This window comes from Endozoicomonas sp. G2_1 (genome assembly GCF_017744155.1).
In the GTDB taxonomy this organism is placed as follows: domain Bacteria; phylum Pseudomonadota; class Gammaproteobacteria; order Enterobacterales; family Alteromonadaceae; genus JAGHQT01.
Genome location: NZ_JAGHQT010000007.1, coordinates 73,059 through 95,412 on the forward strand (window position 1 = coordinate 73,059; position 22,354 = coordinate 95,412).

Sequence of the window (22,354 nt, forward strand, 5' to 3'; positions counted from 1 at the left end):
GAGTTCATAACCCATTATGACTGAAAATTTTGCACAACTTTTCGAAGAAAGTTTAAAAGAAATCGAAACACGCCCTGGTTCAATTATTAAGGGTACTGTTGTTAAAATCGAAAAAGACAACGTTATTGTTGACGCTGGTCTTAAATCAGAGTCTGTTATTTCAATTGACCAATTCAAAAACTCTGCTGGTGAAGTAGAAATCGAAGTTGGTTCTGAAGTTGACGTAGCACTAGACGCAACAGATGACGGTTTCGGTGAAACTGTACTTTCTCGTGAGAAAGCAAAACGTCACGAAGCTTGGCAAGTACTTGAAAAAGCATACGAAGAAAAAGAAACTGTTATCGGTGTTATCAACGGTAAAGTTAAAGGCGGCTTCACTGTTGAAGTTAGCAACATTCGTGCGTTCTTACCAGGTTCATTAGTTGACGTACGTCCAGTACGTGATACTGCACACCTTGAAGGTAAAGATTTAGAATTCAAAGTTATTAAGCTTGATCAAAAGCGTAATAACGTTGTTGTTTCTCGTCGTGCTGTTATCGAATCAGAAAGCAGTGTAGAACGTGATGCACTTCTTGAGTCTCTACAAGAAGGCCAAGAAGTTAAAGGTATCGTTAAGAACCTTACAGACTACGGTGCGTTCGTTGATTTAGGCGGCATCGATGGTCTACTTCACATCACTGACATGGCTTGGAAGCGCGTTAAGCACCCAAGTGAAATCGTTAACGTTGGTGATGAAATCCAAGTTAAAGTCCTTAAGTTCGACCGTGAGCGTACTCGTGTATCTCTAGGTATGAAGCAGTTAGGCGAAGATCCATGGGTAGCAATTGCTAACCGTTACCCAGAAGGTTCTAAACTTTCTGGTCGCGTAACTAACTTAACTGACTACGGTTGTTTCGTTGAAATCCAAGAAGGCGTTGAAGGTCTTGTTCACGTTTCTGAAATGGATTGGACTAACAAAAACATCCACCCATCTAAAGTTGTTGACTTAGGCGACAATGTTGAAGTGATGGTATTAGAAATTGACGAAGAGCGTCGTCGTATTTCTCTTGGCCTTAAGCAATGTATCCCGAACCCATGGGAAGAGTTTGCTAAGAACTTCAACAAAGGTGACAAAGTTAGCGGTAAGATCAAGTCAATCACTGACTTCGGTATCTTCATCGGTCTTGACGGTGGCATCGACGGTCTTGTTCACTTATCTGACATTTCTTGGAACGGCGGTGATGAAGCTGTTCGTGAATACAAGAAAGGTGACGAAATCACAGCTATCGTATTACAAGTTGACCCAGAGCGTGAGCGCATTTCATTAGGCGTTAAGCAAACTGAAGACGATCCGTTCAACATGTACCTAGCTGACAACAAGAAAGGTGCTATCGTAACTGGTAATGTTGTTGAAGTTGACGCTAAAGGTGCTAAGATTGAATTAGCAGAAGGCGTTGAAGGTTACTTACGCGTTGCTGATATTTCACGCGACCGTGTTGAAGATGCTTCTACTGAGCTTTCAGTTGGTGACAGCGTTGAAGCTAAGTTTGTTGGTGTAGATCGCAAGAACCGCACTATCAGCTTATCAATCAAAGCGAAAGACCAAGCTGACGAGCGTCAAGCGATGGAAAACTTAAACCAAGCTGACGACGCTGGTTTCTCTAACGCGATGGCTGAAGCGTTCAAAAACGCTAAAAACTAATCAAGAACTGAGAAAAAATTGGATGGAGGGTACAACTTAGGTTGTTACTCTCCCTTATGTTAACTCTGTTGGCGCGAGCTAAGTGAACACTGGGAGGTCTAATGACCAAGTCAGAACTCATTGAACGGATGTTTGATAAATTTAATCACTTATCAGCAAAGGATGTTGAAAACTCGATTAAAGAGATTCTTGAAATGATGGCGCAAACCTTGTCAAAAGGTGACCGTATTGAAATCAGAGGATTTGGTAGTTTTTCATTACATTACCGTGCACCGCGCACTGGTCGTAACCCAAAAACGGGTGAATCTGTAGAACTTACTGGTAAGTACGTTCCGCATTTCAAACCAGGCAAAGAGTTACGTGAGCGCGTTAATGCCTCAATCTCTTGATTGAATAATTGATATTAAAACGGCATGCTAGTTAGCATGCCGTTTTTTTATGTAAAATGGTTCGATTTTGATTGTTCAAGCTTCCTTTAACTACTAAGGCAATGAAAATCTTCTTACATCGGACGTAAGCAAATAACTAAGTAGCTAAGTTTTTATTGTTATAGATTTTATTATGCGTTTTTATTTAACTTTGTTGTTGATGTTAATATTGTTTTTAATCGCCTTTATTTTTGGCAGTCAAAACAATGAATTAATTACCCTGAACTATATGATAGCCAAAACCGAGTTGACCATTGCGCAAGCGGTCACGCTTTTTACAACTATTGGTATTGGTATTGGTGTTGCACTATCGATGTTGTGGTCTGTTAGTCGACGGATAAAACAGCGCACTAAAAAGGTCGCTAGTTAATGCTTGAGTTACTGTTTTTATTATTGCCCGTTGCCATGGCTTATGGTTGGTTTATGGGGCGTAATAGTATTAAGCAAAACGATCAAACCGTTAAAGAAGACCTGTCAAAAAAATACTCAACCGGTATTAACTACCTGCTTTCTAATCAGAAAGACAAAGCAATTGATTACCTAATTGATACCCTATCTGTTGAAGACGAAACGGTTGAAGCACATTTTGCCATGGCAAATCTGTTTAGACGCCGTGGCGAGTTAGATCGCGCGCTAAAAGTTCATGAGCACTTAGTCAGACACCAAGAGTTGCCAACGAAAGCAAAACAGCGTGCGGCGTTTGAGTTGGGTAAAGACTTTTTAAGTGCGGGCCTCTTTGATCGCGCCGAAAAAATTTTTATTCGCCTACTTAAAAACAAGTATTATCGGATTAAGTGTTTAACATACTTGCTTCAAATGTATCAGTCGACGAAAGACTGGCAGCAGGGCGTGCGCTTAACCAAAACAATTCGCAAAACCGGGGATAAAAAATTACTGCACGCACTGGCAAATTTTTACTGCGAGTTGGCCACCGACGCATTAGCAGCGGACAAGTTTATCGATGTTATTGAGCTGTTAGAGCAGGCATTGGAGTACGATGCCAATTCATGTCGCGCTAATTGGCTATTGGCACAAGTTTACGAGAAACATCAACAATACGGTGAGGCGCAAAAGTGCTATATCGCTATTTATCATCAAGATAAAGAGTTTTTCCCCGATGTCATTGATAATATGCAAGCTTGCTATCTCAAACTTGACGAAGAAAGTGAGTACTTTCAGTTTATTAAGCAAGCTTATGAAGAAACGGGAGCAACAAGTGTACTGATTAAATACTTGTCCCATGTTGAAAAGCGACACGGCGTTGGTAGAGCTCGGGAGTATTTGTTGTCTGCGCTGAAAAGACGACCAACTATTCGGGGCTTTAGGCATTTTGTTAAAATACAAATGAACGACGCTGAACTGGCAAATGCCAATGAAGGGTTAGATGTAATCAAAGGCTTAGTCAGCGAGTATTTAAAAGTTAAGCCGCGTTATAGCTGTCGAACTTGTGGTTTTAATTCGAGTGTCCATTACTGGTCTTGTCCGTCTTGTCATGACTGGGAGCAGCTCAAACCAGTTCGCGGTTTAGAAGGTGAATAATGGATCGCCTTGTTTCTATTGATAAAAAGGTGTGAGCACACTTTCGTGTTTACCTAATTAATTTTAGTGAGTGCCAGGTCACTCGTGTTGTAAATAAGTGAGAAAGAGAATAGTTATGCGTGATGCAAAAGTTGTTGTTGCATTAGATTTTAATAATCAGCAAGACGCCTTGTCGTTTGTCGATAAAGTATCGCCGAGCGACTGTCGCTTAAAAGTGGGTAAAGAAATGTTCACCCATTTTGGTCCTGAGTTTGTAAAAGCGTTAACGGACAAAGGTTTTGATGTATTTCTCGACTTGAAATTTCACGATATCCCAAATACTGTTGCAAAAGCGGTAACAGCAGCAGCTGAACTTGGTGTTTGGATGGTGAATGTGCACGCCAGTGGCGGCAGTGAAATGATGAAAAAGGCGAAAGAAGCATTAGTGCCTTATGGTGATAAAGCGCCATTGTTAATTGCCGTTACCGTGTTAACCAGTATGTCTGAGCAGGATTTACAGGGTATTGGTATTGATTTATCACCGAAAGAACACGTTTTAAATTTAGCTGCACTGACCAAAAGTGCTGACTTAGACGGCGTAGTTTGTTCAGCCCAAGAGGCAGAAATGTTGAAAGCAGAACTAGGGCAGTCGTTTCAGCTTGTGACGCCGGGTATTCGCCCAGCCGGCAGCAATAGCGATGATCAAAAACGCATTATGACACCTGAGCAAGCCGTTAGTATCGGTGTTGATTACTTGGTCATTGGTCGACCAATAACTCAAGCGGATGATCCGGCAAAAGTATTACGTGAAATAAATCAATCGCTTGCTAGCGTTTAACGGTTATCTTTTCATTACGTTATCAGTTTTTCAGTAAGGTAAATTTAGTTCACTATTTGACAAGCGCATAAATCACCTCTACACCTAAGGATGAGTATCAAAAAGATACTTATCTTTGGATGTAGATGAAATAAGGATGATTTATGAAACATATCAAAACTGATAAACCCACCACCATTTTATTGTTCTCTGCTTTATTTGCTGCACTTATTACAGTGTCTAGTAATAGCTTTGCAGATACTGTTAACGAACCTCTACTCGCTGATGGTGCTGATGCGGTTGCTAAACAAGCTCTAGTTAATATTAATACTGCAGACATCGAGAGTTTAACTAAGCTCAAAGGTATCGGTGAAAAGAAAGCTCAAGCGATAATTGATTATCGTCAAGAGTATGGGCAGTTTGAAACCGTTGAACAACTACTGAACGTTAAAGGTGTTGGTATAAAAATTATAGAAGTTAATAAAGCGGCATTAAGAATTTAATTGGCTTGCTTTGCGGTTAACTTGGATAAAAAAAGAGCGGCTATTGCCGCTCTTTTTGGTTTTGCTACTAACTTTATATTAGTTTAAACAGCTTTTGTCGCTTCTGAGCTACTTTTGCTTTGAACGTCAGCAACAATTGCCGCTCGACCTGAGGCTTGATAAGCGATACGGTCAGCATTGGCAAGAAAATCCGTTGGAATTTCGCCCAAGTGATTAGTTGTTTCAGGCTTGGCCATCGGTGAGGTTGCTCGAGCGCTATAACTTGGTTTAGCGAATACCGCTACTTGCTCACTTGACTGTTCACTGTCCTGCTCGGTGGCTGTTACCGGCTCAGACACTTCTGGTGCTGCAAGTTCAGTTGTTTCAAGACTTTCGACATTAGACTGTGGCTCAGTTGTTTGTTCAACTTCTGCAACCACGTCAGTAGTCTCTGCCTGCTCCGAAGTACTTTCATTATCTTGAGCCTGTTCCTGCTCAGTAAACTCAAACGTTTGTTGGTTTTCATCAACATCGTTTTGTTGCACCGAGTCTGCAACAGTGCTTTGCTCAACAACCTCTGTGGTATCAGCAGCAGCTACTGTTGCTGTTTCTTCTAGAGGCAAGTTTTGCTGCTCTTCACGGGTTTCATTAATTGATTCAGCATCAGTTGTGTCTAGCGCGTTTAACTCTTGTTTAAGCGCCTGCTCTGCAAGTGCTTTCGCTTCTTGATTGAGTGCATCACTGTCTTGGCTAACCGTTTCAACAGTTGACTCAGGTGCTTTCACTGCACTTGTTTCTTCTGGACTTGCTTCCGGATAGCGTGCCTCAATTGGATCCTCAGTAGCAGGCTGTTCTTGCACTACTTGATTCTCTTCGGTGCTAGCATCTGCATTGTTGTGTTGCTTACGACGCTTTTGACCGTGAGAGCGCAAGTGGCGCGGTGAACGACGATTGCGCGAGCGCTCTTCTTTACCATTTTCACTCTTGTCTGGACGAGGTTGATTGTTTGCACTGTTTTGTGCTTGTTCAACAGATTCCTCAACTTGAGCTTGCTGCGAGGTATTGTTAGCTTTAGCTTTTTTGGCCTCAGTATTTTTACGCTCGCTGTTTTTATGTTCGTTAGCTACAGGCTTACGCGCTGTTTCTGTTGCTACTGACTGGTCAGTTTGTGTAACAGCACTGTCTTGCTCGGCAACACGCACTTTTTTGCGATTGTTGCGACGCTGACGACGTTCAGCAACTTTTTCTTCTTTTGGTTGCTGTTGATTGCGCTCTTTATCGGTTTTGTTGCGATTAGGCTTTTTAGTTTTATTGGCCTGATTTCTATTCGCTTGATTACCGCGATTTTCTCTTTCTTCAACTTTGTTCTCATCACCTTTTGGGCGTTGATTACGGCGTTGGTTTTGACGTGGTTTACGCGGCTTGCGTCTGTTGTCATTACGGGCGCGTTTTGGTTTTTCTGGTACTTGTTCGACTTCTGGCTCGTTGTTGAATAAGCCACTGAACCAAGCACCAATTTTAGCCATTAAGCCTTTTTCTTTGCTTTGCTCTTTGACAGGCTCTGCTTTTGGTTCAACTTTTGGCGCGCGTTTAGGCGCTGTCATACCTTGTAATGCCGGCTCGTCGCGTTTTACTGCTTCTGCGTTAAACTTAGGCATTACAGCTTCTTCAACTTTCGCTTCTTGAATCGGCATTTCATAGCTAGCTTCGGCCACGGTTTCGTCGCGGCGAACGCGAACAACTTCGTACTGCGGCGAATCCATGTGCGGGTTAGGGATAATCAGTACGTGCACTTTGTGGTGTTTTTCAATGTGCATGACCGAGCGACGTTTCTCGTTCAACAAGTAAGTTGCCACTGGTACAGGCACTTGTGCTTGAACCTGCGTGGTATTGTCTTTTATCGCTTCTTCTTCCATCAGGCGAAGTACTGACAAGGCCAACGATTCAATACCGCGAACATGACCAGTACCGTTACAACGAGGGCAAACGTTTTGGCTGGTTTCACCGATAGATGGGCGCAAGCGCTGGCGAGACATTTCCAATAGGCCAAAGCGAGAAATTTTGCCTAACTGGATGCGCGCGCGATCTTGGCGAACGGCATCACGCATGCGATTTTCTACTTCGCGCTGATGACGTACAGGTGTCATATCGATAAAGTCGATAACCACTAAGCCGCCTAAATCGCGTAAACGCAATTGGCGAGCAATTTCATCAGCTGCTTCTAAGTTGGTGTTAAACGCGGTTTCTTCAATATCACCGCCTTTGGTTGCTCGGGCTGAGTTGATATCGATTGAGGTCATTGCTTCAGTTGGATCAATGACAATTGAACCACCTGACGGTAAACGCACTTCACGTTGGAACGCCGATTCTATTTGGGTTTCAATTTGATAGTGAGTAAACAGCGGTACGTCGTTGTTGTACAGTTTTACTTTGCTGAGAAAGTCTGGACGGACAAGCTCGATGTGTTGTTTAACATTTTCGTAAATTTTAGGGCGATCAATAACCACTTCACCAATATCACGGCGCAAGTAGTCGCGAATGGCACGTAAAATAACGTTGCTTTCTTGGTGAATTAAAAATGGTGCAGGGCGCGCTGCTGCGGCTTCTGAAATCGCTTGCCAGTGGTGCAGTAATACACTTAAGTCCCATTCTAATTCTTCGTAAGCTTTGCCAACACCTGCAGTGCGAACAATTAAGCCCATGCCTTTTGGCAAGTTGAGCTTGCTCAACGAGTTTTTCAAGTCAGTGCGTTCGTCACCTTCAATGCGGCGAGAAATGCCACCTGCGCGCGGATTGTTAGGCATTAACACTAAGTAACTGCCAGCTAAACTGATAAATGTTGTTAACGCAGCGCCTTTTTGGCCGCGCTCTTCTTTATCAATTTGGACAATAACTTCTTGTCCTTCGGTGAGTACATCTTTGATATTTGGACGGCCTTGGAAGGTGTAACCGTCAGGAAAGTAATCGCGAGCGATTTCTTTCATTGGTAGGAAGCCATGGCGTTCTGCGCCATAGTCAACAAAAGCAGCTTCAAGAGAAGGTTCTATGCGGGTAATTTTACCCTTGTAGATGTTTGCTTTCTTTTGTTCATGACCTGGACTTTCAATATCTAAATCGTAAAGTCGTTGGCCATCAACCAGTGCTACGCGCAATTCTTCCGACTGCGTAGCATTAATTAACATACGTTTCATAATGTTGTGACTCTTATTTTTAGCCACAGCACATCATTTGCTTAGTACACAAAGCATTCTGTCGTTAACTAAACAGCGGTTTGTCAGCCTCACGGGTGTCAATCTTACTAAGCCATATTACTTAGTAAGCTGTTCAAAAATTTCAATTTTTCAAAGTGTTAACCAGCTCATTGCTGATTAAGCTAAATACTTTCTATAACTTTATGTGCTCAGCTATGGTGCTGTGCCTAGAGTGTTAATAATTCACCTTAAATAAGTTGCTAAGCGTATTTTATTGTTAGTGGCTTAACGGTTTTTGAGGCGAACTATTTCACTTTTCAATTAATAATTGCTCTTTTCACTGGATAGACTGTTTATGTTTAGAGTTTGACAAATTACACGCGTCAATCGTTAACAATAGGCCATAGTCAAAGATTAATGTGTCTTCAATACACTAAGTGTTTATCGGTGCTTATCGCTGATATTTGTGTTATTGCGCACATTAAGCTGGCCGCAGTCGACCTCTTACTATTTTACAGAGCTCGAGAACTACTATTTTAAACTGTATTAACATACTTTTAACATAAGCTAATACTTGCTCTAATATAGCGCTTTTATTATCTCATTGATAGCTTAGATAAGGCAATGAAATACTGCTTTTATTTTCTAAAAACATGTTAAACTGCGCGCCATGAAAGATACTGATAAACCTCAAGTTCGTTTTTTCACCGTTGATGGTGATGACGCCGGCCAACGCATCGATAATTTTTTGCTTAAAACCTTAAAAGGTGTCCCTAAAAGCATGATTTACCGCCTGTTGCGCAAAGGCGAGATTCGCGTCAATAAAAAGCGAACTAAACCAGATTATAAATTAGCCGCCGATGATACTATCCGCGTTGCGCCTATTCGCGTTTCTGAGCAAAAAACGCCGGTTTCAACACAACTAAATTCGGTTGCTAGCTTAGAGCAAAAAATACTGTTTGAAGACGAATTGTTTATTGTTCTCAACAAGCCATCGGGAATGGCCGTGCACGGCGGTAGTGGTGTTAACTTTGGTGTGATTGAAGCGCTAAGAGCACTGAGACCCGACACCAAAATGCTTGAGTTAGTCCATCGGTTAGACCGAGATACATCCGGTTGCTTAGTGATTGCCAAACGCCGATCGGGTTTGCGTTTTTTACACGAGCAATTGCGCAATAAAAAAGTCCAGAAATTTTATCATGCCTTAGTGAAAGGGCGTTGGTCTCCTAAACTGACTCGGGCCACCGAAGGTTTGAAGAAGAACGATCTTAAATCGGGTGAGCGAGTTGTGGTCGTCGACAATGTTAACGGCAAAGAGTCAGAAACGCGCTTTAAGGTGTTACAGCACTATCAAGGCGCTACTTTAGTGAGAGCGTTTCCGGTGACTGGCCGTACTCACCAAATTAGGGTGCATTGCCAAACTAAAGGGCATCCCATTGCTTGCGATCCTAAATATGGTCACCCTGAATTTGATCAAGAAATGAAAAGTGTAGGACTTCAACGTTTGTTTTTGCATGCCGCCAGTATCGAATTTATGCACCCAAGATTAGAAAAGCGCATTAAAGTTGAAGCGCCGCTTGACGACAATTTGTCAAAGGCGTTGGCACAACTGACTAAAGCTAAGGATTAACAGGAGAAGGCGACAGTGAAAGGTTATCAAGTTTATATTTTTGACTGGGACGGCACTTTAATGGACTCGGTGGCGCGTATTGTTTCGTCAATTCAAGCCTGCGCCAAATTAGCGAAGTTACCAGTACCTGACTTTGACACCGCCAAAAGCATTATTGGCTTGAGCTTGCCTGAAGCATTCGCTCAACTATTTCCTGATCACATTAGCCAAGGACAAGCCCATATCGATGGCAAACCTTTGTCTGAGTTACTGACCACTGAGTACAAACAACAGTTTCGCGAACTCAATCAAACACCGTGTTTAATGTTTGATCATGCAGAAACCCTGTTACAAACCTTAAAAGCCCAGGATAAGGTGTTAGCGGTGGCAACTGGTAAGTCTCGTCGTGGCTTGGAATTGATGTGGCAAACCAGTGGCACTGAACAATACTTTACCGCTGCGAGATGTTCTGACGAAGCCGAGTCTAAGCCTTCTCCTGATATGCTTAATCAGTTACTTGCCGAATTAGAAGTTGAACCTGAACAGGTGGTGATGATTGGTGATTCGTGTTTCGATATGGAGATGGCGCAACGGGCAGGGGTTGATCGGGTTGCAGTGACTTACGGTGTTGAAAATGCCGAACGTCTCAGCCAATACCAGCCTAAATACACCTTTGATTCAGTCGCTGAGATGTTAGCGAGTATTCAAGACTAATACAGATAGGTGGTTGGTGGTTTAATCAGATCAAAATGCGCTTGCGGTAACGAAAGCGCATTTTTTGTTTCACGCATTTAATATTGTGCTACAAGCACTGAGCTTAAATAACCTTGTGATTATTTATTGGCATCAGTGAGTACATTTATGCCTTTGTTGTTGAACATTTTTAACAGCTGAATCAGCGGTAAACCAATTAAGCTATTTGGATCGTCACCAACTAATTTTTCAAACAAACTGATGCCCAACCCCTCGCTTTTAAAGCTGCCAGCGCAGTTTAGCGGTTGTTCTGCTTTTACATAAGCGCATATTTCTGCATTCGTTAAATGACGAAAGTGCACTTCAAAGGGTTCGATAGTCACTTGGTAGTTATCTTCTTGGCTATCGTACAGACATAAACTGGTATAAAAGGTCACTTTGTTTCCGCTAAAACGGGTGAGCTGCTTTATGGCATTTTCTTCAGTGTGAGGTTTACCTAAAATATCATCTTGATGAACAGCAATTTGATCAGAGCCAATCACTAAGGCATTGCTTGCTTTACTGTCGTCTTTTACTGCAATGGCTTTTGCTTTGGCGATTGCTAAGCGCTCTACTAAAGCCAATGGCGTTTCATCTGGTAAAGGTGTTTCGTCAACGTCAGGTTTAGCGCAATCAAAGGAAATATTGAGTTTTTCTAATAGCTGTTTTCGATAAACAGAGGTAGAGGCTAATATCAGCTTTTGCATGGTTTTTACTCAATTTGATAGTAAGAATGTCAGGTTAACGATAATATTGGGCTAAAGTAGCGTTTTTTAAACGAAATAGGGCAATTTTCTTTTGACAGCGGGCAGCAGTGGCATTATCATGCGCGCCTTATGCAGAATCTTAAACTTCCAGTAACAATAGATCCGTATAAAAGTGCTCAACGTCGTTTAGAGTGCGACGGTTATTTTGGCACTTCGGAAATGGATAGATTGCTGTCAGCATGTCAAAGCTGCTGTCAGCAAGTTAATGTCAGTGTCAACTTTGAAGTTGATGAACTTGGCTTGGTGGTCATCTCCGGTCAAGGCTCAGCATCAGTAGTACTGACGTGTCAGCGCTGTACTGAAGATTTGGCCATGGACCTCGAGATCGATTTTTCGTTTAGTCCGGTTAAAAATGCAGAAGCAGCTGACAATTTGCCGTCTTATTATGACGCAATTGAATTAGATGAAAATGGTGAAGTGAATTTGCGCGCTTTAGTGGAAGACGAGTTACTACTCGCGATTCCACTAATCCCGAAGCACGACTTGAAAGACTGTGCAGCTCCTGCTGACAGTGTTTGGGGCGAGTTGCCGGAAGAGCAGGATAAGCCGAATCCATTTGATGTATTGAAACAACTTAAGTAATTAATTGATTTTAGGAGTTAGGCAATGGCTGTTCAAAAGAGCAAAAAGTCTCGTTCAAGACGTGGCATGCGCCGTTCACATGACGCATTAACCGCTGAAAATTTATCAGTAGATTCAGTATCTGGCGAAACACACCGTCGTCACCACGTTACTGCTGATGGTTTTTACAAAGGTGTTAAAGTAATCGCTAAATAAGCGAATTTGCTTTGAACAATCTAACCATAGCGTTAGATGTTATGGGGGGCGATCAAGGCCCCCTAGTAACTATTTCAGCCGCAACTAAGGCCATTGCAAATGTGCCTGAACTTTATCTCATCTTATGCGGCGATCAAAATACCATTGAGCAAATCCTTGCTCGACTCAAAATAAATCCAGATCATCTAGCCCGAATTAGTGTTGAACACACCAGTCAAGTCGTTGCTATGGACGAAAAACCCGTCGTTGCAATGCGCACTAAAAAAGACTCTTCAATGCGTCGTGCTATTGATTTAGTCCACGACAATAAAGCACAAGCCTGTGTTAGTGCCGGCAATACCGGCGCTTTGTTTGCAACTGCCCATTGCGTGCTGAAAACCTTGCCCGGAGTCGAACGACCAGCATTAATTAGTGCACTGCCAACCCACAACGACGACAAAAATGTTTTCATGCTCGATTTGGGTGCTAATGTTTTTTGTAACTCTGAAGTCTTGTATCAATTTGGTGTCATGGGCTCAGTGATGGCGGAGCAGGTTGATGGTATCCAAAGGCCGAAAGTAGCACTGCTCAACATGGGCGAAGAAGAGATCAAGGGCAGTGATCCCATTAAACAGGCTGCAAACTATCTAAGTAGTAACCCAGACGTCAATTATATCGGCTTTATTGAAGGCAGTGATATTTTCAGCAACAAAGCCGATGTCATTGTTTGTGATGGTTTTGTCGGTAATGTCGCCTTAAAAACTTGCGAGGGTGTTGCCCGTCTGGTTTACGATAAGTTTATGGCAGCGTTGGCAAAACACGTTTTTGTGCGAATAATCGGCAAAATGTTGACCCGACCGTTAAAAAAACTGTTGAAATCAATGAACCCCGACCAGTATAACGGGGCAAGTTTGATAGGATTGCGTGGAATTGTTGTCAAGAGTCACGGCAATGCTGGTGACGATGCATTTTATGCAGCAATTCTCGAAGCTATCAAAGAAGTCGAAAGACAAGTTCCTGACAAAATTAAAACCAAGTTGGAACTGGGTTTACAACAGAGGCTATAAAACAACGCTATGTATTCACGAATTATTGGTACGGGAAGTTATTTTCCTGACCAGGTAAGGACTAATGCCGATCTTGAAAAGATCGTTGATACCACAGATGAATGGATTACCGAACGCACAGGTATCAAAGAAAGGCGTATCGCCAACGAAGAAGAAACAGTAGCCTTTATGGGCGCTCGTGCCGCTGAAAAAGCGCTTGAGATGGCTGGCATTCAAGCCTCTGAACTCGATATGATTATTGTTGGTACGACGAGCTCAGCAGCGTCGTTGCCAAGTGCCGCTTGTTATGTGCAACAATACCTTGATACGCCCAATATTCCCGCCTTTGACGTAGCTGCCGCGTGTTCTGGTTTTATTTACAGCCTCAGTGTGGCTGACCAGTACATTAAGTCTGGCATGGCAAAAAAGGTTTTAGTGATAGGCGCAGATGCCTTATCACATCTATGCGATCCAACTGACCGCACGACTTATATTTTGTTTGGTGATGCCGCAGGTGCTTGTATTATTGAAGCAAGCGAAGAACCAGGCATATTATCAACGCATCTTCACGCTGACGGTAACTACCAAGCGCTTTTGGGCTGTGATTTACCACGTCGTGGTGATCCGCTGTCGATCGACCGTTCATACTTATACATGTCTGGCCGCGAAGTATTTAAAGTAGCCGTCAGCAAGCTGAGCGAAATTGTTAAAACAACATTAACCCATAACAATTTAGAGAAATCTGACATTGACTGGTTAGTGCCACATCAAGCGAATTTGCGCATTATTTCAGCAACAGCGAAAAAGTTATCACTGCCAATGGAACGCGTTGTCGTTACCGTTGACAAACACGCTAATACCTCAGCAGCAACTATTCCAACTGCACTTGATATTGCTGTGCGAGACGGCCGAATTAAACGAGGACAAACACTGTTGTTAGAAGCTTTTGGTAGTGGTTTTACCTGGGGCTCTGCGGTTGTTGAGTTCTAATAAAAATAAAGAAATTAAGAGTTAAGAGATATGCAAAATAATCTAGCTGTTGTTTTCCCTGGTCAGGGTTCACAAGCCGTAGGTATGTTGGCTGACTTAGCTGACCACGCTATTGTCAAAGAAACATTTGAACAAGCTTCACAAGCGCTTGGTTATGACGTTTGGCAACTAATTAGCCAAGGTCCGGCAGAGCAGCTCAATCAAACAAATTACACTCAGCCGGCGTTATTAACGGCAAGCGTTGCCCTTTGGCGCGTGTTAAAAGATGAGCAAAACATCGCACCTAAAGCGGTAGCTGGTCATAGTTTGGGTGAATACTCAGCATTAGTTTGTGCAGGTGTGTTAACACTAACAGATGCCGTTAAACTAGTAGAAAAACGCGGTCAATTCATGCAAGCCTCTGTGCCAGAAGGTGTTGGTGCTATGGCGGCAGTTATTGGTTTAGCGGATCAAGAGATTATTGATGCCTGTCAACAGGCGGCTGACAACGAAGTGGTTTCTGCGGTTAACTTTAACTCGCCAGGTCAAGTGGTTATTGCGGGCCACAAAGCGGCAGTTGAACGCGCCGGAGCCTTGTGTAAAGAAGCCGGTGCTAAGCGCGTGCTACCATTGCCAGTAAGTGTTCCATCACACTGTGCGTTAATGCAAGATGCCGCCGACAAATTAGCAGCTGAATTCAACAACGTCACCTTTAATCAGCCAACTGTTGATGTTATCAACAACGTTGACGTTAAAGTTGAGAACTCAGTAGATGCGATTAAAGATGCGCTAGTTCGCCAGTTGTACAGCCCTGTGCGCTGGACTGAAACAGTAGAAGCATTAGCTGAACAAGGCGTAGATACCATGTTAGAAGTTGGCCCCGGCAAGGTATTACAAGGTTTAGTAAAAAGAATTAACAAAACAGTTAACTGTGTTGCTGTTAACGATCGTGCATCGTTGGCAAAAGCGGCCGAGTTATAAACATTAACTGATAAAACAAACAATTAGGATTTATCTATGTTTTCATTAACAGGTAAAGTTGCGTTAGTCACTGGTGCAAGTCGTGGTATTGGTAAAGCAATTGCACTTCAACTGCAACAGTTGGGCGCTACAGTTATTGGTACAGCAACGTCACAGTCTGGTGCAGACAACATTGACAGCTATTTAAATGAATCAGGCACTGGCAAAGGCCTTGTGCTTAATGTTACCGACTCGGCTTCAATTGAAGGTTTGTTTGCACAGATCAAAGCTGATTTCGGCGACGTTGATATTCTAGTTAACAATGCCGGTATCACTAAAGACAATGTCTTTATGCGTATGAAAGATGACGAGTGGCAATCAATTGTTGATACAAACTTGACCTCAATTTTTAAATTGAGCAAAACAGTGATTCGCGCCATGATGAAAAAGCGCAATGGCCGTATTATCAACATTGGTTCTGTCGTCGGTACTATGGGTAATGCTGGTCAAGCTAACTACGCGGCAGCAAAAGCGGGTGTGATTGGTTTTACTAAATCACTTGCGCGTGAAGTTGCATCACGCGGTATTACGGTTAACACAGTAGCGCCAGGCTTTATCGATACAGATATGACGCAAACGTTAACAGATGAGCAAAAAGAAGGTATTTTTGCCCAAGTACCAGCAAATCGTTTAGGTAAGCCGGAAGAAATTGCCAATGCAGTGGCCTTTCTAGCCTCGGATAGCGCAGGCTATATCACAGGTGAAACACTGCACGTAAACGGCGGCATGTACATGGTTTAATCGCTTGATTAAACCAGTAAAATTTGTATTAATATTAACCTGCTACAGGTTAGACCACGATAAAAAGAACAATTAGTTACTTGCATGGCAACCTGTTGGCGAATACACTACACGCAATTTAATAAATTGCATTTTCTATTAAAGGAAAAAAAATGAGCACTATCGAAGAACGCGTAAAAAAAATTACTGTTGAGCAATTAGGTGTAAGCGAAGACGAAGTTAAAAATGAAGCTTCATTCGTAGACGACTTAGGCGCTGATTCTTTAGACACAGTAGAATTAGTAATGGCGTTAGAAGAAGAATTTGATACTGAAATTCCTGATGAAGAAGCTGAGAAAATCACTACTGTTCAAGCAGCTATTGATTACGTTACAGCTAACCAGTAATAATTATTAAATAGGCGGTCTACTGAGGCCGCCTATTTGCTTTGTGCGAAAGTGGGTTTGTTGTTCATGGTTGTGGTAAATATTGCATTAGCGAATTTACTATTAAAGAGCCAATGATAAACCGCAGTAAACTGAGCCAAAGCCTGTAAAATCCTATCTTGAAAAATCTATCGGAGGCAACTCATCCCATGCGGCGTGTTGTAGTTACCGGTCTTGGTATGTTAAGCCCTTTGGGCAATACCCCAGAACAAACTTGGCAAAACTTATTACTTGGCAAAAGTGGCATTAGCAATATTGAACACTTTGATGTTAGCCAGTATCCAACTCGATTTGCCGGGTTAGTCAAAGACTTTGATGTTGAAGCCTATATGGCCAAAAAAGATGCCAAAAAAATGGATTTATTTATCCAGTATGGTATCGCAGCAGGTATTCAAGCCTTAAATGATGCAGGCTTGGAAATCAATGAACAAAACGCACCACGCGTTGGTGTTGCTATTGGTTCCGGCATTGGTGGTTTAGGTCTTATTGAAGAAAACCACGAGAAATTAATCAAGAGTGGGCCGCGTAAGCTGTCGCCGTTCTTTGTGCCATCAACCATTATCAACATGATTTCTGGCCACTTATCGATTATGAAAGGCTTAAAAGGGCCTAATATCTCGATTGTGACAGCGTGTACAAGTGGTGTTCACAATATTGGTCACGCCGCTCGTATGATTGCCTACGGCGATGCTGACGCCATGTTAGCGGGTGGTGCTGAAAAAGCGTCAACGCAACTCGGTATGGGTGGTTTTGGCGCAGCAAGAGCTTTGTCGACCAGAAATGATGCGCCTGAGCAAGCTTCACGTCCATGGGACAAAGATCGCGATGGTTTTGTTCTGGGTGACGGTGCTGGTGTTGTTATGCTTGAAGAGTACGAACACGCTAAAGCTCGTGGTGCTAAAATCTACGCTGAATTAGCCGGTTTCGGTATGAGTGGTGATGCTTATCACATGACTTCACCACCTGCTGATGGTGCTGGTGCTGCGCAGTCAATGCAAAACGCGATTAACGATGCCAAAGTTGACGTAAGCGAGATTGGTTACATCAACGCTCATGGTACGTCTACGCCAGCCGGTGATATTGCTGAGACCAACGCAGTTAAATCAGTGTTTGGCAGCAGTGCTAATAATGTTTTAGTTGGCTCAACTAAATCGATGACTGGTCACCTCTTAGGCGCTGCTGGCTCGGTTGAAGCTATTTTCACGATTCAAGCATTAGCTAATGGCGCCGTACCGCCAACCATTAACTTGGATAACCCGGGTGAAGGTTGTGATTTGGACTACATCGCCCATACAGCCCGTGACGTTGCCTTAGACTACGCGCTTTGTAACTCGTTTGGTTTTGGTGGCACTAACGGTTCATTGGTGTTTAAGCGAATTTAATCGCTGAAAACCATGGTCTTGCCGGCCGCGAGATAGTTAAAAGCCTTGAAAAAAGCTTGTTAAGCCTGAATACTAGCAAATTCTTAAATTGCTCGTATTCAGGCTTTTTATTTTGTGTGTTGAAATAGAAAAAGCCCAGCGTGTTATTACTAAGAGCACTACTACGATTTTGAGGTACTTTTGTCAGTTCAAACCGAGTTATTCACTGCACTAACAGAGCAAAATGGTGCTTGTGTCATTAATGGTCAAGTCAGTGACGTCATTAGTGTTCGAGATCGAGGTCTTGCCTACGGAGATGGTGTTTTTACGACAGGCTTAATTGACCAAGGGCGTTTGATAAATCAATCTGGACATATACAAAGGCTGGTGGAAAGTTGTCAGCGCTTAGCGTTACCAAGCCCTGATTTATCAAGCTTAACAGAGCAATTAACAAGCTTTTGCCAGTATCATCAACAAGGCGTCTTGAAAGTTATGTTAACGGCAGGTGTTGGTGGTCGTGGCTATTCGAGGCAGGGCTTGCCTGAACAAGCGAGTCAGCTCAATGTCATCATTCAATATAGTCCTTATCCAGAGCATTATAACGAGTGGCAGCAAAAAGGGATAAAACTAGGCATCGCTGAAACTAAATTGGGCGTTAATCCGCAACTTGCTGGTATTAAACACTTAAACCGCTTAGAGCAAGTGTTAGCGCGCAGAGAGCTTGATAACAGCGAATACGATGATTTAATTGTCACTGATTTTAACGATTGTATTATTGAAGTGTGTGCAGGTAATGTGTTCTGGCTTAAGGCGGGGAGATGGCATACACCAACCCTGGATAAAGCAGGTGTTGATGGTCTAATGCGGCAACAAATTCTCAGTAAAGTGCCAGATGTAATCCAGTGCCGTATCAAGCGTAACGAATTTATCGAACTGATAAAATCGGAAGTAATAACTGAAATTTTTGTTTGCAACAGTGTAATGGGAGTTGTTCCGGTAAGCAGTGTTTGTGGCCAGTCGTTGGCAATGGAATGTGGTTTATCGGTTCAGGGGAGCTTTAATGACTAAGCGAGAACAGTTAGGTTTAGATGAAAACAATTCAGGCGATGAAAAGGTAGAGCACAACCTTGAGCCGAGCCAAGCTGGCGCCAGTTCATCGATCAAAGCTTGGTTGATGCGCATTGTTTTAACACTATTTTTAGTGACTAGTGCATCAGGAGCTTGGTTTGCCTATAGCTTAAATAAACATCTTCATCAGTCACTTAACTTAGCCTCAGATAGTTTCGTGACGATAAAAGCTGGTGATAATATCCATCGTTTTTCTGAGCGTTTAGTCGAGAAAGGTTGGTTGGCCAACCGTTTTTGGCTGCGCAATTACGCCCGTATTTTCCCTGAATATGCCAAGTTGAAAGTCGGCACCTATCTGATTCCAGCTAAAGCGAGTGGTTATCAATTGCTAACTCAGGTGATTAGTGGCAAAGAACATCAGTTTTCAATTACTTTTATCGAGGGCAGTACCTTTAAAGAGTGGCTAAGTGAGTTAGCCAAACATCCGCGTTTAAACCAGACTTTATCTGAGCAGACGATCGCTGATATTTCAAATAAACTCGGTATTGCTGCGACTAATCCCGAAGGATGGTTTTTTCCAGACACTTATGCCTTTACCGCAGGGACTAAAGATATTGCTATTTTAGCGCGTGCGCACAAAAATATGCAGCAACAGCTTGAAGGTTTATGGCAACAACGAGCACTTGACTTGCCGTATCAGTCGCCTTATCAAGCCTTGATCATGGCGTCGATTATTGAAAAAGAAAGCGGTGTCGACAGTGAACAACCATTGATTGCATCGGTGTTTATCAATCGGTTAAATCGAAAAATGCGCCTGCAAACAGATCCTACCGTGATTTACGGTTTAGGTGAACGCTACCAAGGCGATATAAAAAGGAAACATTTACGCGAAAAAACGGCGTATAATACCTATCGCATCAACGGCTTGCCTCCTACGCCAATTGCAATGCCCGGATTGAAATCACTTACCGCGGCAATGCAACCTGCAACGAGCGAGTATCTGTATTTTGTTAGTAATGGCAAGGGCGAGCATATTTTTTCTACCAACTTAGCCGATCACAATCGCGCCGTGCGTCGTTATCAGCTCAACTAAGTTATGTCTGGTTGGGTGCACATTAGGTCTAGCTTAGGCCTAAGTGAGATAAAAGTTAGGTAAAAGTTTAACAGTTTTATTTGGAAGGTTATGAATCAAGGTTTAATGATCGTTTGTGACGGCAGTAATGGCGCTGGCAAAACGACAGTAATTAATGAAATCGCAAGTTACGTTAGCCAACAAGGTCGTGAAGTAGTGTTGACCAGAGAGCCTGGTGGCACTGAAATTAGTGAAAAAATACGCGATATTATCCTCGATAAAGCCAACGATAAAATGACGGACCTGACGGAGTTGTTGTTATTTGCCGCTTCTCGCGCTCAGCACGTGCAAGAAAAAATTATTCCGGCAATTGAACGAGGCGCTGTTGTGATTAGTGATCGCTTTGATGCTGCGACCATCAGTTTTCAGCACTATGCCCGTGGTATCGACCTTGATTTGATTAATAATATCAACCAAATTGCCAAGTCAGGTTTTGAACCTGATATGAATATTATTTTAGATCTTGACCCTAAAGTAGGCCTAGAACGTGTGCACGGCCGAGGTGATAAGCTCGATCGTATGGAAGATGAAAAAATGGACTTTTTAGTTAAAGCGAGAAACGGTTATCTCGCTCAAGCTGCAGCCAAACCAGATCGCTTTACGGTGATCGACGCCGCCAACAGCAAGCAGCAAGTAGCTCAAGATGTTATTGCTTGCGTTGCCAAGTTATTAAAATAAGCGTAATACGTCACTAACAGCGCATCAGTTATCGGTTGCGTTGGCAATGTTTTGTTGGAACTGATAAAAACCGTTGACGACTTGCTCAGGTACTTCAACTTGCGGGTAATGACTGGCATCAGGTAAAGCAACAACATCAGCATTGTTAATCAATTGCTTATAGCGCTCGACCATGTGTTGTCCTGATATAGGGTCGAGCAGTCCGTTTATCAGCCTTAGCGGGGCTGGGCACTTTTGCAGCGCATGTAGCCATCGACTGCGATAAACTTTACGTTCATTAATGTAGCCGATGAGTTGATGAAAGCGAGCAACGCCATTGTTGTGGGAAGCTAATTGCCAAAATTGCTCAAGTTCTTCTCGCGTAGGTTGCTTGTCTGGTGCGAAAACGGCAGACAGACTTTTTTGAAAGCGCGCTTTGTTGGTCATTTTGGCAATCAAGAAGCCAATAGGGCTGTTGAGCAACTTTTGAATCAGTCGGGCGCGATGGGTTTCGGGAAACAAGCCTCCATTTAGCAAACACACTGATTGTATCACAACGCCTTGCTCGCTGGTTTCAGCGGTTAAGCGCTCTTGGCATCTTGCGATTAACTCCTGACAAACAGTATCACCATAGTCATGGGCAAGTATATGACATTGGTTAATTGGAAGCTCACAAAGCACTGATTCGATTAAATCAGCCTGAGTCATGATTGAGTATGAGTAACGCTCGGGTTTTGCTGAAAAGCCAAAACCCATCATATCCACAGCAATTAACCGATAATCTTGTGCTAGTGTCGGCCAGATATAATGCCAATCCCAAGATGCTGTTGGAAAGCCGTGAATTAACAATAGAACGGGCTTTTCAGCACTTGAGGCGGGCATTGGCTGGTCGTGCTTATCGCAATTGGAATCGCGATAAAAAATCTGCTGACCCTGATAGTCATAATAACGGCCACATTTTTGCCAATTGGCAAGCGACCAAGTGCTAGGTTTGATTAGCGATGTTTGATTTGCCACATCGTTTGTTGATTTGATACCTGACATAGTGATTGATTAACTTTTATAGCTAGGATCAATGCGATCAAGCTTTCGCAATAACCCCGGCCACGCCAGTGAACCGCCCAAGCCTTTGGTAACTTGTGCCGCTTGCTGGCTAATGCCATCAACAATCGCTTGTGGCACATAAACCAAATCGCTGTTGCCCGATTGAGCCATAATTTGTATGCGACATGCTCGCTCGAGGACAAACATGGCCAAAAACGCATTGGCAACGCTCGAACCTATGGTTAAGGTGCCGTGATTTCTTAGTATCATCGAATTAGTTTCACCTAGATCATCGACTAAGCGCCGTTTTTCATCGGGGTTAAGGGCGACACCTTCATAATCGTGATAGCTCAATGAAGCCAGCGGAAACAGGGAGTTTTGGCTGATGGCCAATAAACCTTGGCGCTGAGCAGACACGGCAACACCAGCATCAGTGTGCAAGTGTAAAACGCAGTTGGCATCTTCTCTGGCCTCGTGAATGGCGCTGTGAATGGTAAAACCAGCAGGGTTAACATCGTATTCTGATGGCATCACTTTTTCCGCATTCAAGTTTACTTTGACCAAGCTAGATGCAGTAATCTCCTCGAACATCATGCCATAGGGATTGATTAAAAAGTGGTGGTCTGTATTGGGTACTCGAGCTGAGATATGAGTGAAAATTAAATCATCCCAACCATACAAAGCAACTAGCCGATAGGCAGCCGCTAAATCGACACGCATTTGCCATTCTTGTGCTGATACTTGTTGTTGAACATTATCTTTTGACATTTTCCCCACCATTAATTTTTTATTATTTTTAAACGATTAGTCCCTATATTTGACTATGGTTGAGCAAAATTCAAGCACCTGTTTGAATTTGCTCTCGAGAATAATCACAATCAGTGTCGATCTAAATGACAATCTGTTGATA

23 protein-coding genes are annotated in these 22,354 nt (G+C 42.9%); 19 read left to right on the forward strand and 4 right to left on the reverse strand.

Going from position 1 to position 22,354, the window contains the following annotated elements; all coding sequences use genetic code 11:
- The first annotated feature begins 16 nt into the window (after positions 1 to 16).
- The 6 genes from rpsA to J7384_RS19570 all read left to right on the forward strand — a co-directional run bounded on the left by rpsA (position 17) and on the right by J7384_RS19570 (position 4,947).
- Positions 17 to 1,681, forward strand: coding sequence for a 30S ribosomal protein S1 (gene rpsA / locus J7384_RS10340; RefSeq protein WP_209113720.1), 1,665 nt, complete (start codon positions 17 to 19; stop codon positions 1,679 to 1,681).
- Between the two features lie 101 nt (positions 1,682 to 1,782).
- Complete coding sequence (gene ihfB, locus J7384_RS10345) at positions 1,783 to 2,070, forward strand: integration host factor subunit beta (RefSeq protein ID WP_209113722.1); 288 nt, start codon at positions 1,783 to 1,785, stop codon at positions 2,068 to 2,070.
- 172 nt (positions 2,071 to 2,242) lie between these two features.
- The gene (locus tag J7384_RS10350) at positions 2,243 to 2,479 is read left to right on the forward strand and encodes a LapA family protein (protein WP_209113724.1); all 237 of its coding nucleotides are present in this window, start codon (positions 2,243 to 2,245) and stop codon (positions 2,477 to 2,479) included.
- Entirely contained in the window at positions 2,479 to 3,648 is a 1,170-nt protein-coding gene (gene lapB, locus J7384_RS10355) for a lipopolysaccharide assembly protein LapB (RefSeq protein WP_209113726.1), read from the forward strand. Before J7384_RS10350 ends, lapB begins: the two co-directional genes overlap by 1 nt.
- Before the next feature lie 115 nt (positions 3,649 to 3,763).
- On the forward strand, positions 3,764 to 4,465 hold the full coding sequence (gene pyrF, locus J7384_RS10360) for an orotidine-5'-phosphate decarboxylase (protein WP_209113728.1): 702 nt from the start codon (positions 3,764 to 3,766) through the stop codon (positions 4,463 to 4,465).
- A 143-nt stretch (positions 4,466 to 4,608) separates the two neighbouring features.
- On the forward strand, positions 4,609 to 4,947 hold the full coding sequence (locus J7384_RS19570) for a ComEA family DNA-binding protein (RefSeq protein ID WP_209113730.1): 339 nt from the start codon (positions 4,609 to 4,611) through the stop codon (positions 4,945 to 4,947).
- Between the two features lie 83 nt (positions 4,948 to 5,030).
- Here the strand turns inward: J7384_RS19570 and rne are convergent, their stop codons facing one another.
- Positions 5,031 to 8,117 carry a ribonuclease E gene (gene rne, locus J7384_RS10370; RefSeq protein ID WP_209113732.1) on the reverse strand — a complete coding sequence of 1,029 codons (3,087 nt, stop codon included), beginning with the start codon at positions 8,115 to 8,117 and terminating at the stop codon, positions 5,031 to 5,033.
- 670 nt (positions 8,118 to 8,787) lie between these two features.
- Here rne and rluC point away from each other — a divergent pair.
- Together rluC and J7384_RS10380 are read left to right on the forward strand one after the other, a co-directional pair.
- Positions 8,788 to 9,747 (forward strand): 23S rRNA pseudouridine(955/2504/2580) synthase RluC, encoded by a 960-nt coding sequence (rluC, locus tag J7384_RS10375; RefSeq protein ID WP_209113734.1) that lies wholly within the window; start codon positions 8,788 to 8,790, stop codon positions 9,745 to 9,747.
- Between the two features lie 15 nt (positions 9,748 to 9,762).
- Positions 9,763 to 10,440, forward strand: a complete 678-nt coding sequence (locus J7384_RS10380; RefSeq protein ID WP_209113736.1) for an HAD-IA family hydrolase — start codon at positions 9,763 to 9,765, stop codon at positions 10,438 to 10,440.
- 119 nt (positions 10,441 to 10,559) lie between these two features.
- Here the strand turns inward: J7384_RS10380 and J7384_RS10385 are convergent, their stop codons facing one another.
- On the reverse strand, positions 10,560 to 11,165 hold the full coding sequence (locus tag J7384_RS10385) for a Maf family protein (protein WP_209113738.1): 606 nt from the start codon (positions 11,163 to 11,165) through the stop codon (positions 10,560 to 10,562).
- Positions 11,166 to 11,294: 129 nt separating this feature from the next.
- On the opposite strand from J7384_RS10385, the gene yceD reads away from it, so the two are divergent.
- The 11 genes from yceD to tmk all read left to right on the forward strand — a co-directional run bounded on the left by yceD (position 11,295) and on the right by tmk (position 20,421).
- Entirely contained in the window at positions 11,295 to 11,807 is a 513-nt protein-coding gene (yceD, locus tag J7384_RS10390; protein WP_209113740.1) for a 23S rRNA accumulation protein YceD, read from the forward strand.
- Positions 11,808 to 11,831: 24 nt separating this feature from the next.
- Positions 11,832 to 12,002 (forward strand): 50S ribosomal protein L32, encoded by a 171-nt coding sequence (gene rpmF, locus J7384_RS10395; RefSeq protein ID WP_138318033.1) that lies wholly within the window; start codon positions 11,832 to 11,834, stop codon positions 12,000 to 12,002.
- Positions 12,003 to 12,013: 11 nt separating this feature from the next.
- On the forward strand, positions 12,014 to 13,048 hold the full coding sequence (gene plsX, locus J7384_RS10400; RefSeq protein WP_247741738.1) for a phosphate acyltransferase PlsX: 1,035 nt from the start codon (positions 12,014 to 12,016) through the stop codon (positions 13,046 to 13,048).
- Between the two features lie 9 nt (positions 13,049 to 13,057).
- Positions 13,058 to 14,017 carry a beta-ketoacyl-ACP synthase III gene (locus J7384_RS10405; RefSeq protein ID WP_209113742.1) on the forward strand — a complete coding sequence of 320 codons (960 nt, stop codon included), beginning with the start codon at positions 13,058 to 13,060 and terminating at the stop codon, positions 14,015 to 14,017.
- Positions 14,018 to 14,047: 30 nt separating this feature from the next.
- Positions 14,048 to 14,977, forward strand: coding sequence for an ACP S-malonyltransferase (gene fabD, locus J7384_RS10410; RefSeq protein WP_209113744.1), 930 nt, complete (start codon positions 14,048 to 14,050; stop codon positions 14,975 to 14,977).
- 36 nt (positions 14,978 to 15,013) lie between these two features.
- Positions 15,014 to 15,757, forward strand: coding sequence for a 3-oxoacyl-ACP reductase FabG (fabG, locus tag J7384_RS10415; protein WP_209113746.1), 744 nt, complete (start codon positions 15,014 to 15,016; stop codon positions 15,755 to 15,757).
- Positions 15,758 to 15,909: 152 nt separating this feature from the next.
- Entirely contained in the window at positions 15,910 to 16,143 is a 234-nt protein-coding gene (acpP, locus tag J7384_RS10420) for an acyl carrier protein (protein WP_184422433.1), read from the forward strand.
- Positions 16,144 to 16,331: 188 nt separating this feature from the next.
- On the forward strand, positions 16,332 to 17,564 hold the full coding sequence (fabF, locus tag J7384_RS10425) for a beta-ketoacyl-ACP synthase II (RefSeq protein WP_209113748.1): 1,233 nt from the start codon (positions 16,332 to 16,334) through the stop codon (positions 17,562 to 17,564).
- Between the two features lie 180 nt (positions 17,565 to 17,744).
- Complete coding sequence (pabC, locus tag J7384_RS10430) at positions 17,745 to 18,611, forward strand: aminodeoxychorismate lyase (RefSeq protein ID WP_209113750.1); 867 nt, start codon at positions 17,745 to 17,747, stop codon at positions 18,609 to 18,611.
- A complete protein-coding gene (mltG, locus tag J7384_RS10435; RefSeq protein ID WP_209113752.1) occupies positions 18,604 to 19,704 on the forward strand; it encodes an endolytic transglycosylase MltG in 1,101 nt (366 codons plus the stop codon). Before pabC ends, mltG begins: the two co-directional genes overlap by 8 nt.
- A gap of 90 nt (positions 19,705 to 19,794) precedes the next feature.
- A complete protein-coding gene (tmk, locus tag J7384_RS10440; protein WP_209113754.1) occupies positions 19,795 to 20,421 on the forward strand; it encodes a dTMP kinase in 627 nt (208 codons plus the stop codon).
- Positions 20,422 to 20,445: 24 nt separating this feature from the next.
- Here tmk and J7384_RS10445 read toward each other — a convergent pair whose 3' ends face one another.
- Both J7384_RS10445 and J7384_RS10450 read right to left on the reverse strand, forming a co-directional pair.
- A complete protein-coding gene (locus J7384_RS10445) occupies positions 20,446 to 21,444 on the reverse strand; it encodes an alpha/beta hydrolase (protein WP_209113756.1) in 999 nt (332 codons plus the stop codon).
- Positions 21,445 to 21,453: 9 nt separating this feature from the next.
- Positions 21,454 to 22,212 (reverse strand): class II aldolase/adducin family protein, encoded by a 759-nt coding sequence (locus J7384_RS10450; RefSeq protein ID WP_247741739.1) that lies wholly within the window; start codon positions 22,210 to 22,212, stop codon positions 21,454 to 21,456.
- Positions 22,213 to 22,354 lie beyond the last annotated feature (142 nt).